Below are 13,216 nucleotides of genomic sequence, written 5' to 3' on the forward strand. Positions count from 1 at the left end.
AGGTAGCACCGAGAGGTGGGTCGCCTCCCCGGACCACGGTCCGGCGGGCAGCGGCCCACCTCTCGGCATGTCACGGTGCGTCACCCGACGCGTCGCCGCCGGTCGACGAGCACCAGGGCGATCCCGAGCACCGGCAGGGCCGCCGCGACGAACGGCAGCGCCCCGGCCCCGAGCGCGCTGTCCACCACGACGCCCCCGATCAGCCCACCTGCCGCGTTGGCCAGGTTGAACGCCGAGATGTTCAGCGTCGCGACCAGCTCCGGCGCGGCTGTCCCTTGCTGCATGACCCGCATCTGCATCGGCGGGACGTTCGCGAAGGACGTCACCCCGAACACGAACGCCGCGACGACGAACAGCCACGGCGACGCGGCCACGAGCCCCACGACGACCAGCGAGAGCGACATCGCGATCGGCCACCCCAGCATCGACCGCGCGAGGTTCGCGTCCGCGCTGCGCCCGCCCAGCACGTTGCCCAGCACGAGTCCCGCGCCGATCACGACGAGCACCCCCGTCAGCAGCGACCGGTCGATCCCCGCGACCTGCTCGGCGACCGGCGCGACGTACCCGTAGAACGTCATGAACCCGAGCCAGCCGAGCACCGTGATGGCGAGACCCATGAGCAGCTGCGGGTCGCGCAGCGCGGCCAGCTGGCCACGCACGGAGGTCGTGGCGGACGTCGCCGGGCCGGCACCGGCGTCCGGCGTCCGGACCGCCTGGGGCACCCGGATCACCACGGCGATCGCCACGGCGGCGACGGCCCCGATCGCGGCGACGACGAGGAACGACGCGTTCCAGCCCCACCGTTCCCCGATCCACGACCCGGCGGGGACCCCGAGCACGTTCGCGAGGGTGAGCCCCGCGAACATCTGCCCGACGGCGCGGCCCGCCTTCGACGTCGGGACGAGGGACGTCGCCACCACGGCGCCGATCCCGTAGAACGGCCCCTGCACGAGGCCGGTGACCGTCCGTGCGACGAGCAGCACGGGGTAGCTGTCGGTGAAGGCGGCGACGAGGTTGCCGGCGACGAACAGCAGGAGGAGCCCGACGAGCACCCGCCGCTTGTCGAAGCGGGCGAGCCACAGGGTGAGCACGGGCCCGCCGACGACGATCGCGGCGGCGTAGACGGTGATGAGGTACCCGGCGCGCCCCTCGGTGACGCCGAGCGACCCCGCGACGTCGGTGAGGATGCCGGCGACGACGAACTCGGCGGTGCCGATCGCGAACGCAGCCAGGGTCAGGAGCCAGACCTGGGGCGGCATGCGGAACTTCGGTGCGGCGGGCGCTGCCCTGCCGGTCGCCGGGGCGCTCATCGGGACACCACGACCTTGCCGACGGTGCGCCCGGTCTCGACGAGCCGGTGCGCCTCGCGCAGCCCGGCGGCCGTGAGGTCGCCGACGACGGTCGTCGCCGTCGAGCGGTAGGCGCCCGAGTCGACGAGGTCGGCGACGGCCCCGAGGATGCGCCCCTGCTCGGCGATGTCGGGCGTCGAGAACATCGACCGGGTGAACATGAGCTCCCAGTGCCAGGCGATCGACCGCGCCTTGAGGGGCAGGAGGTCGAGCCCTTCGGGTCGTCGATCGCGACGATCTGGCCGAACGGGTTGACGATCTCGGCGAGCGCGCCGACGGTGCCCGCGGAGTGGGTCGTGAGGACGTGGTCCACACCCTCCGGGGCCACCGCACGCACCGAGGCGACGAGGTCGTGGTGGTCGACGACGTCGTCCGCCCCCAGGTCGCGCACCCATGCCCGCGACTCGTCCCGCGAGGCGGAGGCGAGGACCCGCACGCCCGTGCGGAGCTTCGCGAGCTGGATCGCGGCCGAGCCGACGCCCCCGGCGCCACCGACGACGAGCAGCGTCCCCGTGCTGGACGCGTCCAGGCGCAGACGCTCGAACAGCGACTCCCAGGCGGTCAGCGCGGTGAGCGGCAGGGCCGCGGCCTCGGCGAACCCGAGGGTCCGCGGCGTGCGCGCCACGATCCGGCTGTCGACGGCGTGGAGCTCGGTGTTCGAGCCGGGCCGCGTGATGTCGCCGGCGTAGTAGACCTCGTCGCCCGCGGCGAACCCGGTCGCCTCCGGGCCGACGGCCACCACGGTCCCGGCGGCGTCGAACCCGAGGACCCGCGGCTCGGCGTCACGGAGGTCGGGCAGCCCGGCGCGGACCTTCACGTCCGCCGGGTTGACGGAGACCGCCTCGACCCGGACGAGCACGTCGTGCGGGCGCAGGGCGGAGGTCGGGAGGACGACGTCCACCAGGGCGGCGGGGTCGTCGACCGGGAGGCCGGCGAACGAGGCCACAGCCCGGACGGTCGCGGGAGCGGCCGTGGGTGGCGTGGTGGTGGACGGGTTGGTCGTGGTCATCGGTGTCTCCTGGGGGTGGGCAGGTCTGTGCGGTCGGGGGTGTCGTGCGGCTCGGGGTGTCGTGCGCTTGGGGGCGGCGCCCGGCTCAGGCGAGCCGGGCGCCGCCGTCGACGTGCAGGGTCGTGCCGGTCGTGTACGGGTTGGTGGCGAGGTAGAGGGCGGCCTGCGCGAGGTCGTCGGGGTGGCCGACGGTGCGCGTCGGGTTGGCGTTCGCGACCTCGGTGAGGAACCCCGCCTTGGCGTCGCCGAGCCGGTCCCAGGCACCGGAGTCGACGACCCCGGGCGAGACCGCGTTGACCCGGACCGGGGCCAGCTCGACCGCGAGCGCCTGAGCGAGGAAGCTCGCGGCGCCGTTGGCGGTCGCCATGGCGACCCGCTCGGCGGCGGGCCGCCAGGCGACGACCCCGGAGAACACGGTGAGGGAGCTTGTGATCTCCACGTGCTTCGCGAGCAGCACGGGGCCGACGACCTTGGCGTCGAAGGCGCCGAGCAGCGCCTCGCGGGTCAGGTCGGCAATCGGCCCGTTCGCCGGCGAGGCGGCGGTGCTGATCACGTGGTCCACGCGGCCGACGCGGGACGCGAGCGCGGCGACCGAGCCCTCGTCGGCGAGGTCGACGACCTCGGCACGGATCTCGGCGCGCTCCTCGGCGCCGCCTCGATCGTCGGCTGCGGCGTCGACGTCCGACGCGATCTGCTCGGCGAGACGCTGCGCCCTGGGCAGGTCGCGGCTCGCGAGGGTCACGGTCGCGCCGCCGCGTGCTGCGGCCCGGGCGACGGCCGCGCCGATGCCGCCGGTGCCGACGACGAGCACGGAGCTGCCGTCGATCGAGCGGGGCGGGGTGGTCTTGGGTGTCACGGTGTCGTTGCTCATGTCCGGGTCAACGGGCGAGACGGACCACGACTTCCTCATCTGCGACGTTCTTCGCGATGCTTGCCATAAGATCGGGTTATGCCATCGCTCCGCGCGCTCTCGACGCTGATCGCCGTCGTCGACCACGGGTCGATCACGGCCGCTGCGCGCGCCCTGCACCTGTCCCAGCCCGCCGTCTCGCAGCAGCTGACCGCGCTGGAGCGCGAGGTCGGCACCCCTTTGCTCGAACGACTGCCCCGCGGGGTGCGCCCCACCGCGGCAGGTGCCGCGATGCTCGCCGACGCCCGGGCGGCGCTCGCCGCGGTCGAGCGGTCCGTCGACGCCGGGCAGGCCGTCGCCCGTGGTGAGGCCGGCCGCCTGCGCGTCGCGGTGGTCGAGAGCATGACGGCGCCCGTCGTGGCGCCCGTCCTGCGCGAGTGGCTGGCCCGACGCCCGGAAGTGGACCTCGACATCGTCGAGTCCACGAGCGCCGACGACGTCGCGCGCCTCCTCGACACCGAGCAGGCGGACCTCGGCATCGGCCCGCGGTCACCGGGTTGGACCGGACGCAGGCTCGTGGTCGGCCGGGAGGAGATCCACGTCGTCCTGCCGGGGCAGCCCCGCGTCGGCCGCCCGGACGGACCGGATCTCGAGCATCCGCCACCGGCGGCGCCCGTGACCTGGGACGAGCTCGCCGCCGGGCCCGTGGTCCACTACCACCCGGCCAACAGCCTCGGTGGCTGGCTCGACGCCGCCGCTGCGCGGCACGGCGTCGTGCTGCGCCCCGCAGTCCGCACCCTGCACGCCACGACCGCAGCGGCGCTCGCGCGCGCCGGGCTCGGCCCGGCACTGGTCCCGGCCTCCGCCCTGGCACCGGGCGGCTGGGACGGCGTCCGGCACCTCGCTCCGCGGCTGAGGCGCGAGATCGTCGTCATGGTCGCGAACGACGGCGACGGGCTGGCACGGTCCTTCGCCGACGCGGTCGTCGCCCGCGGGGCGCCGCGCGTCGCGTAGACCGCGCACCCGGTCGCCGGGTGCGCGGTCCGTCGGCACGCTGCCGTCAGTCCTCGCGGACCACCACCACGCCGCGTGCCGGGACCACGGCACCCGACTCGTGGCGGGCGTCGGCGACGAGGTCGTGGCCGGCGACCGCGAGCGTGTGGTCCTCGTCCGTGTGGTTGATCGCGAACACCCACGAGCGCTCGCCGTCCACCCGGCGGACGAGCTCGACCCCGGGCGCCGGGGCGGCGACCGGTTCGATCCCGGCCTCGTCGAGCAGGGTCGCGACGAAGGCCGCGGTCGATCCCGCGTCCAGCCGGGTCGAGACGTACCAGGCGGAGCCGCCGCCCGAGCGGCGGCGGGTCACCGCAGGCCCGCCCTCCGACGGGCCCGACGTGAACCGGCTGACGACGTCGGCGTCCACCGCCGTGAACCGCTCCGTCCACACCTCGCCGACGGACCCGTCGCTGAGCGTGACCGTCCCACCCTCGGGCAGCGGCGCGAACTCCTCGCCCCGCACGCCCAGCAGCTCCCGGAACTCGCCGGGGTACCCGCCGAGCAGCACCCGGTTCGCGGCGTCCACGATGCCCGAGAAGTAGGTCACGACGACCTGGCCGCCGCGGGCGACGACCCCGGCCAGCCGGTCCGCGGTCCCCTCGGGTGCGAGGTACAGGGTGGGCACGAGGACGACGTCGTAGCCGTCGAGGTCGTCGGTCGCCGGGACGACGTCGACGGGCACCCCGGCGTCCACGAGCGCGGCGTGCAGCCGGCGAGCCTGGTCCAGGTAGGTCAGCGACGTCGGCTGCGCGGGCAGTGCGGTGCCCCACCCGGCCTCCTGGTCCCACAGGATCGCGATCCGTGACCGCGGGACGACGCTCCCCCGCAGCTCGCCGAGCCTGCCGAGCACGTCACCGAGGCGGACGACGTCCCGGAACAGCGCGGAGTCGCGGCCCGCGTGCGGGACCATCCCCGAGTGGTACGTCTCCGCACCGGCCCGGGACTGCCGCCACTGGAAGAACAGGACGCCGTCGGCGCCGCGGGCGACGTGACCCAGCGAGTTGCGGAGCATCTCGCCCGGGGCCTTGGGGATGTTGCGCGGCTGCCAGTTCACGGCGCTCGTCGAGTGCTCCATCAGCAGCCACGGGTCGCCGCCGGCGAGCCCCGCACCCGGTCCGCGCTGAACGCGAGGTCCCGCCACGAGGTCGGGTCCTCGGACCACAGGTAGTGGTCGTTCGAGACGAGGTCGACGTGCCGGCGCATGGCGCCGTAGTCGACGCCCTCGAAGTCACCCATCACCATGAAGTTCGTCGTCACGGGGGTGTCCGGCGTCACCTCGCGCAGCACGGCGGCCTCGGCCTCCAGCTGCCCGATCAGCTCGTCCGACGAGAACCGGTGGAAGTCGAGGATCTGGCTCGGGTTGCTGATCGTCGTCGTCAGCCGCGGTGGGAGCACCTGCTCGAACGACGTGTAGTTCTGGCTCCAGAACGCGGTGCCCCACGCGGCGTTGACGGCGTCGATCGACGTGTACCGCTCGCGCAGCCAGACGCGGAACGCCGCGGCCGACACGTCGCAGTAGCAGCGGGCGTTGTGGCACGCGAACTCGTTCGAGACGTGCCACATGCGCACGGCCGGGTGCGACCCGTAGCGCTCGGCGAGGGCCCGCGCGATGCGCAGCGCGTGCTGCCTGATCACCGGCGAGCTGGGGCACCACGACTCGCGGGACCCCTGGCTGTACCGGTGGCCCGACGCGTCGACGGGAAGGATCTCCGGGTAGGCCTGGTGCATCCACACCGGCGGCGCCGCCGTCGGCGTCGCGAGGTCGACGCCGATCCCGTTCTCGTGGAGCAGGTCGATCACGCGGTCGAACCACCCGAAGTCGTACCGGCCCTCCTCGGGCTCGAGGAGCCCCCACGAGAAGATCCCGAGGCTCACGAGGTTCACGCCGGCCTCGCGCATCAGCGCGACGTCCTCGGCCCAGACCTCCTCGGGCCACTGCTCCGGGTTGTAGTCGGCGCCGTAGGCGATGCCCGGCGCCGGCCATCGCACCGCCGATGCGCCGCTCGTGCCGGTGGTGGTGCTGCTGGTCGTACCGCTCATGGTGGTCCTGCCCCTCTGCTCGTCCGTGTGTCTCGCCGCGCTGGTCGCGCTCGCCCTGCTCCCCGGTCCGGTCAGCCCGCCGTCACCGCGACGAGCACGTCCCACGCCCCGAGCGCGACCCGCTCCCCCGCGGAGACCGACGCTCCTGCTGCCGGGACGTCGTCCGCCCCCGAGGTGTCGCCGTGACCCGGTCGGACGACGAGCTCGAGCCCGGCGGGCGCCGTCACCTCGACCCGGTCCCATGACCAGTTGTGGACGACGTGGACGCGTCGGCCGTCGGCGGTCGTGGAGGTGCTGACCGTGACGCTCGCGGGCAGGTCCTGCCACCCGGCGAGCGGGGCCGGCGCCGCCCAGCCGACGACGGCGCGCGCGAGGTCGACGCCGGGCACGGTGCCGACGGTCGTGACGCGCCCCGCGCCGTGGACCCGCGTCGTGACGGCCGCGAACTCGCCGAGGTGCGGGTGGTCGTACCGGGCGAGGACCGTCGCTCCATGCTCCCCGGCCCCGCCCGCCCCGCCGGCGTCCGGGGACCCCGGGAGAAGACAGTCGACCCAGGCCTCGGCGGTGGCGCCCGCCGGGACGTCGAGCCCGCGAGCGCCGTCCGGCGCCCCGTCCGCCCGCTCGCCGGGCGACACGACCCGCACCGGCTCCAGGAGGTTGGTGAACTCCTCGTACCAGACGCCGGCGGCGCCGCTCAGCCGCGCGGGCTGGACGTCGGTGCGCGCACGCGCCTCGTGGTCGGCGTACCCGGTGCGGGGGCCGAGCACGAGGTGCCCGCCGGCCTCCGCGTAGGCGAGCAGCCAGTCGAGCTGGGCGTCCGTCGCCGTGTAGAGCGCCGCCGCGACGAGCACGGGGAGCCGCGCGGCGACGTCCGCGGGCGAGTCGTCGAACAGCGCTGCCGGGCGCACGACGCGGGCCTGGAGCCCGGCGTCGAACGCCCCGCGGTAGAACGCCGAGACGACCCGGGGGTACGTGTTGGTGTCCGCCGTGCCGTCGTCGCGCGTCAGCGACGGCTGCGCCGCGAGCGCCCACCGTGCCTCGGACGAGTAGACGATCCCGACGTCGGCGTCAGGTCGGGCCGAGGCCAGCAGCGGCCCGGCGGTCCCGAGCTCCGCACCGATCTGGGCGAGCTCGCGGTAGGTGCGGCCCGGTCGGCCGTTGTGGGGGACGACGCCGCCCCAGTAGGTCTCGGTGCCGTAGTGGAGCGTGTGCCAGTGCCAGTACTCGACCATGCGGGCGCCGCGGGCCACGAGGGCCCACGCGGCCTGTCGCCACTGCCCGCGATAGGCGGGGAAGTTGTTCTCGGGCCCGCCGATCGCCTGCGCGTTGGTCTCGGTGACGAGGAAGGGCGCGTCCTTGCTGGAGAACATCATGTCGGCCGCCTGGAACAGCGCCCAGGTCCCCCGCACCGTCCACGCCTGGGGTGCGCCGGCGACGCCCGGGTGCTCGAGGGCGTCCTGCATGCCGAAGTACGCGTTGCCGCTGGTGACGTCGAGCGCCCGCGACAGCTCGACGTCCTCCAGCGCCGGGCGGTCGTAGGCGATGCAGGTCGTGACGGCCTGGTCGTCACGGGCGAGGGCCCGCACCGCGTCGGCCTGCCACGCGATCATCTCGGTCGTGAGGCCGGCCTGGAAGCGCCGCCACGCGAGGTCGTACTGGGGCTGGGCGTTGCCGTCGGGCGTCCAGAGGTCGGCCCACGTCGAGAGGCGGTGCGACCAGTACACGAGGCCCCACTCGCGGTTGAGGGTCTCGACGTCGCCGTACTCGGCGCGCAGGTGGTCCACGAACCGCTGGAAGATCCCGTGGTTGTGGAGCAGGTGAAGGCCGGGCTCGTTGTCGACCTGCCATCCCACGACGGCCGGGTGGTCGCGGTACCGCTCGACGATCTTGCGCAGCACCCGCTCGGCGTGGAACCGGAACACCGGGTGCGTGAAGTCGGCCTCCTGGCGCGCGCCCCAGCCCATCCGCCGACCGGTCGCGTCCTCGCCCGCGACCTCCGGGTACCGCCGCACCATCCACGGCGGCAAGGCGTAGGTCGGCGTGCCGAGGACGACGTCGATGCCCTGCTCGTGCGCGCCGTCCAGGACGGGCTGCAACCAGTCGAGGTCGAACCTGCCCTCCTCGGGCTCCCACGTCGTCCACACCGACTCGCCGACGCGGATCACCGTGAAGCCGGCGGCGGCCATCTGGTCGAGGTCCTGGGCGAGCCGCTCGGGCCGCGGGTCCTCCCCGGGCCGGTGGTACTCGTGGTAGTAGGCCGCGCCGAAGCGCACGCGGTCGTCGGTGAGGGACATGGGTGGGGCTCCTGCTCTGGGATGGTCGAGACGATCGTCGGACGGCGGCGCGCCCGTCCTGGAGGGCGGCTGGCGGTCAGCCCTTCACCCCGCCCGTGGCGAGGCCGGACTGCCAGTACCGCTGGAGGAAGAGGAACGCGACCACGAGCGGGATGATCGAGATGAACGACCCGGTGATGACGCTCGAGAACAGGGGCGACGAGCCCGAGCCGCCGGCGGCGGCGCCCTGCCACTGTGCGAGGCCCACCGTCAGCGGGTAGAGCTCCGGGCTGTTCAGCATGATCAGCGGCAGGAAGTAGTTGTTCCACGTGGCCACGAGCTGGAAGAGGAGCACGGTCACCAGACCGGGGACGAGGAGCCTGGCGGAGACCTGGAAGAGGATCCGCAGCTCGCCGGCGCCGTCCACCCGCCCCGCCTCGATGAGGGTGTCGTCGACCGCACCCGCGGCATAGACCCGCATGAGGTAGACGCCGAACGGGCTGACGAGCGACGGCAGGATGATCGCCCACGGCGTGTTCGTCAGGTTCGCGTTCGCGAACAGCAGGTAGGTGGGGATCGCGAGGGCCGTCATCGGGATCATCACGGCGCCGAGCACCACGCTGAACAGCGCGTCCCCGCCGGGGAACCGGTACTTGGCGAAGGCGTAGCCGGCCGCGGTCGCCAGGAGCGCGGCGCCGACCGCGCTGACCACCGAGTAGACGACTGAGTTGCGCATCCACAGCGCGAAGACGCCGTCCTGGGTCGTGAAGACCGCCTTGACGTTCTCGACGAAGCTGTTGGAGTCCGCGAACCAGAGGCCGAAGGTGCTGAACAGGTCGGCGTTGGACTTGGTCGAGGCGATCGCGACCCAGTACAGCGGGAGCAGGAAGTACGCGAGGGCGCAGAGCATCAGCACCGTCACGAGGACGTTGCGCCGTGGCTTGTCGCTCGAGTGCCGGCGGGACCGCGGCGTCCGCTGAGAACCTGCGCCGCCACGAGGCGGTGCCGACGAGGCGTCGGTCCGGTCGGGCGTCGTGCCGACCTGTGCTGGGGCGTTCATGCTGCACGCTCCTTTCGCTGGGCCGAGAGCTGCACCACGTAGGAGACGACCATGATCACGAACCCGAGCAGGAACGCGATGGCGGCGGCGTAGTTCACGTCCCGGTTGATGAAGGCGAGGTTGTAGGCGTAGAGGTTCGGCGTGTAGTCGACGCCGATGACGTTCGGCGCGAGCGACCTCAGGAGGTTCGGCTCGTTGAAGAGCTGGAACGTCCCGATCACGGAGAAGATCAGCGTCAGGATCAGCGCGGGGCGGATCGACGGGATCTTGATGCTCCACGCGGTCCGGACCTTGCCGGCGCCGTCGACGGCGGCGGCGTCGTAGAGCTCCGACGGGATCGACCGGAGGGCCGCGTACAGGATGATCATGTTGTAGCCGACGAACTCCCACGTGACCACGTTCATGATCGAGCCGAGCATCCACTCGTTGGAGAGGAAGTCCGGGGCGGGCAGGCCGAGCTTCTCCGCGATCTGCGCGGCGGGCCCGAAGTCGGGACCGTAGAGGTAGCCCCACATGAGGGCGGCCACGACGCCCGGGACCGCGTACGGAACGAAGATCCCGAGCCGCACGAAGCGCTGGGCGTACAGGATCCCCGCATCGAGCACGAGCGCGAAGACCAGGGCGAGGCCGAGCATGATCGGCACCTGGATGAGCAGGAACTTGACCATGCGCAGGACGCCGCCGAGGAACGACGGGTCCTGGAGCGCCCGCACGTAGTTCTCGAGGCCTACGAACGAGACCCCGCCGACGAGCCGGTCCTGGAACAGGCTCAGGTACCCGGCGTAGAACAGCGGGACGACGAGCATGAGGACGAAGATCACGAGGAACGGCGCGACCATCGAGTAGGCGGCGGCGTTCTGGCGCCGCTTCATGGGGGAGGCGCCGCGCTTGCGGGGCGCCTGGGTGGGTCTGCTGGGTACGGCGGTCGTCTTCGTCGACATCTGTCCTCCGTCAGTTTCGGGTGGGCGGGCGCCGCCCCCGGGGTCGTGCCCCGGGGGCGACGGGCCGGCTCACTGCTCGACCGTGAACCCCTGCTGCTCGGCGTACGCGACCAGCGCGTCCTGCCAGGCCTGGAGCGCGGCGACGAGGTCCCCGCCCTCGGCGATGGCCTTGCCGACGGTCTCCTCGCCCTCCGAGTAGGCCAGGTCCATGAACGGCAGCCAAGCGAAGTCGGCGTCGACCCACGTCGAGTACTCCGCGAACTTGGCGTTGACCTTCTCACCGCCGTAGAACTCCGCCTCCTGGTCGACGAACGCCGGGTCCTCGAGCGTCTCGACGAGGGTCGGGAACAGGAACTGCTCGTTGGCGAGCCGCAGCGTCGACTCGGGGTCGTTGTTGATCCACAGCGCGAGCTGCGAGGCGGCGATGGGGTTCTCGGAGCTCGCCATCACGGCGTCCGACGAACCACCCCAGTTGGCCGAGATCTGCTGCCCCGACTCCCACTGCGGGATCGGGGCCGCACCCCAGTTCCCGGAGGTGTTGCCCGCGGTGCCCTGCAGGAACACCGGGCCCCACGCCGCCGCGGTCCAGCCGGCGTACTTGCCGTTGGCGAGCCCCTGGTACCAGGCGTCGTTGAAGTCGGGGTCGACCGCGATCGCGTCGTCGGCGATGAGGTCGCCCCAGAACTGCGCGACCTGCGTCGCCTCGTCGGAGGTCACGTCGATCGTCACCGTCTCGCCGCCGTCCCAGCCGAACGGCCGGGCGCCGGCCTGCCACAGCAGCGCCGTGAACTGACCCATGTCGTTGCCCGGGAGGTCCGCCAGGTACGCGTCGGGGTTCGCCTCACGGAGGTCGCGCGCCGCCTGGCCGAACTCGTCCCAGGTCTCCGGCACGTCGATCCCGGCGTCTTCGAGGAGGTCGGTGCGGTAGAGCAGGCCCATGGGTCCGGAGTCCTGCGGGACGGCGAAGACCTTGGAGCCGTCGGTCGACTTGATCTGCTCCCAGACCCACGGGACGTACTCGTCGCCCGTCCCCTCGGGCAGGTACGGGGTGAGGTCGAGCAGGTTGTCGCCGAGCGCGAACGACTGGATCATCTGGAACTCGACCTGTGCGACGTCAGGGGCACCCTGCCCGGCCTGGAGCGCGCTGCGGAGCTTCTTGTAGTGCTCCTGCCCCTGACCGACGTTGACGACCTCGACGTCGATCTCCGGGTACTCGGCCTCGAACATGTCGACCTGGTTCTGGATGTCGGGCACCCAGGTCCAGAACGTCAGCTTCGTCGGCGTCGACATCGCCTCGTCGATCTCCTCCTGCGAGACCAGCTCGGCGGTGGCCGCCTCGCCGTCTCCTCCGGAGCCGCCGGACGACGAGTCGTCGGTGTCGACGCTGCCGCTGCAGGCGGCGAGGGCGAGGGTGAGGACGGCGGCACCCGAGACGAGGGCTGCCCCTCGGCGGGAACGGTGGTGCGTGCGGTTCGACATGCTCACTCCTTCGTGATGTGTCCCACGCCCGGGTCTCCGGTGCGCGGCCGTGCTGGTCCTGCGAGGGCGTCAGATGCCCCGGGGTGGTGGAGGTGCGGTGGTCTCCCGCTCGACGAGGGAGATCGGATAGCTCTCGGTGATGTCCTGCCGGCGCGGCGTCTCGATCGCCTCGACCAGGCGTGCGACGCCGTGCCCCGCCATGCCGACGAAGTCCTGGCGGACCGTCGTCAGCGCGCGGGCGAGGTAGGCGGCCTCGGGGATGTCGTCGAAGCCGACGACGCTCACGTCCTCGGGCACGCGGCGGCCCGCCTCGGCGAGCGCCCGCATGACGCCGATGCCCATCTGGTCGTTGGCCGAGAAGATCGCGGTGACCGTCGGGTCGGCGGCGAGCTCGGCGCCGACGGCGTGGCCCGAGCGCGAGGTCCAGTCGCCGTAGCGGACGTCGGGGACCTCCCGGCCGGCGGCGACGAGCGTGTCGCGCCAGCCGATGGTGCGCAGAGCCGCCGAACGGAACGTGGACGGCCCGGCGACGTGGTGCACGGTGCGGTGGCCCAGGTCGAGCAGGTGCTGGGTCGCGATGCGGCCACCGCTGGGCTGGTCGGCGTCGAGCGCGATCTCGGAGGTCGAGATCCCGTAGTGACCGGAGAGGCTCAGCACGGGCCGGTCCCCGACGAGGTCGGTCGGGAGCGTGAACGACCCGACCGGCTCGTTGATGACGATGCCGTCGACGCCCTGGTCGACGAGGTCGGCGAGGGCGGCGCTGATCAGCGACTCGTCCTCCTCGATCGTGTTGACCACCAGCAGCGAGTACCCGGCTCGGCGCACCGCGACCTCCGTGCCGACCATGAGGGCAGACGGCCCGTAGTCGGTGGTCCCGACCGAGAGGAGCCCGATGGTGCGCGTCCTCCCGAGCACGAGGTTCCGGGCGGCGCGGTTGGGGCGGTAGCCGAGCGTCGCGATCACCTCGCGGACGCGCTCCTGCACCGCGGCGCTCACGTGCGGGTCGCCGTTGACGACGCGGGAGACGGTCTTCTGCGAGACGCCGGCAGCCCGGGCCACGTCCATGGCGACGACCCCGCGGTCGCTCCTGGTCGCAGTCCGCGTGGACTCCGCTTTGTTTGCGCTCACATCTGATCCTGTCTGTCGACTCCGTCGTCGT

10 protein-coding genes and 2 pseudogenes are annotated in these 13,216 nt (G+C 72.9%); 1 reads left to right on the top strand and 11 read right to left on the bottom strand.

What is annotated here, in order from left to right; translation table 11 throughout:
• Positions 1-80: 80 nt before the first annotated feature.
• From QUE47_RS05305 to QUE47_RS05320, 4 genes and pseudogenes are all read right to left on the bottom strand, one after another.
• Positions 81-1,310, bottom strand: coding sequence for an MFS transporter (locus tag QUE47_RS05305; protein ID WP_286218876.1), 1,230 nt, complete (start codon positions 1,308-1,310; stop codon positions 81-83).
• Complete coding sequence (locus QUE47_RS05310; RefSeq protein ID WP_286218877.1) at positions 1,307-1,510, bottom strand: zinc-binding dehydrogenase; 204 nt, start codon at positions 1,508-1,510, stop codon at positions 1,307-1,309. Before QUE47_RS05310 ends, QUE47_RS05305 begins: the two co-directional genes overlap by 4 nt.
• A gap of 125 nt (positions 1,511-1,635) precedes the next feature.
• Positions 1,636-2,358 (bottom strand): annotated as a pseudogene (locus QUE47_RS05315) (alcohol dehydrogenase catalytic domain-containing protein); the annotation flags it as partial.
• Between the two features lie 85 nt (positions 2,359-2,443).
• On the bottom strand, positions 2,444-3,229 hold the full coding sequence (locus QUE47_RS05320) for an SDR family oxidoreductase (protein ID WP_286218878.1): 786 nt from the start codon (positions 3,227-3,229) through the stop codon (positions 2,444-2,446).
• Positions 3,230-3,307: 78 nt separating this feature from the next.
• Between QUE47_RS05320 and QUE47_RS05325 the strand changes: the two genes are divergently transcribed.
• On the top strand, positions 3,308-4,222 hold the full coding sequence (locus QUE47_RS05325) for a LysR family transcriptional regulator (RefSeq protein ID WP_286218879.1): 915 nt from the start codon (positions 3,308-3,310) through the stop codon (positions 4,220-4,222).
• A 46-nt stretch (positions 4,223-4,268) separates the two neighbouring features.
• On the opposite strand, the gene QUE47_RS16630 is transcribed toward QUE47_RS05325, so the two are convergent.
• From QUE47_RS16630 to QUE47_RS05355, 7 genes and pseudogenes are all read right to left on the bottom strand, one after another.
• Positions 4,269-5,174 (bottom strand): beta-galactosidase, encoded by a 906-nt coding sequence (locus tag QUE47_RS16630; RefSeq protein WP_350227731.1) that lies wholly within the window; start codon positions 5,172-5,174, stop codon positions 4,269-4,271.
• A pseudogene (locus QUE47_RS16635) lies at positions 5,169-6,304 on the bottom strand (beta-galactosidase); the annotation flags it as partial. The pseudogene QUE47_RS16635 and the gene QUE47_RS16630, both read right to left, overlap by 6 nt.
• Before the next feature lie 71 nt (positions 6,305-6,375).
• Positions 6,376-8,598, bottom strand: a complete 2,223-nt coding sequence (locus tag QUE47_RS05335; protein ID WP_286218880.1) for a beta-galactosidase — start codon at positions 8,596-8,598, stop codon at positions 6,376-6,378.
• 76 nt (positions 8,599-8,674) lie between these two features.
• A complete protein-coding gene (locus QUE47_RS05340; protein WP_286218881.1) occupies positions 8,675-9,637 on the bottom strand; it encodes a carbohydrate ABC transporter permease in 963 nt (320 codons plus the stop codon).
• A complete protein-coding gene (locus tag QUE47_RS05345) occupies positions 9,634-10,578 on the bottom strand; it encodes a carbohydrate ABC transporter permease (protein WP_286218882.1) in 945 nt (314 codons plus the stop codon). Before QUE47_RS05345 ends, QUE47_RS05340 begins: the two co-directional genes overlap by 4 nt.
• Before the next feature lie 69 nt (positions 10,579-10,647).
• Positions 10,648-12,057 (bottom strand): ABC transporter substrate-binding protein, encoded by a 1,410-nt coding sequence (locus QUE47_RS05350; protein ID WP_286218883.1) that lies wholly within the window; start codon positions 12,055-12,057, stop codon positions 10,648-10,650.
• A gap of 69 nt (positions 12,058-12,126) precedes the next feature.
• Positions 12,127-13,185, bottom strand: a complete 1,059-nt coding sequence (locus QUE47_RS05355) for a LacI family DNA-binding transcriptional regulator (protein ID WP_286218884.1) — start codon at positions 13,183-13,185, stop codon at positions 12,127-12,129.
• Positions 13,186-13,216: the final 31 nt, after the last annotated feature.

This window comes from Paraoerskovia sediminicola (genome assembly GCF_030296575.1).
Taxonomy (GTDB): domain Bacteria; phylum Actinomycetota; class Actinomycetes; order Actinomycetales; family Cellulomonadaceae; genus Paraoerskovia; species Paraoerskovia sediminicola.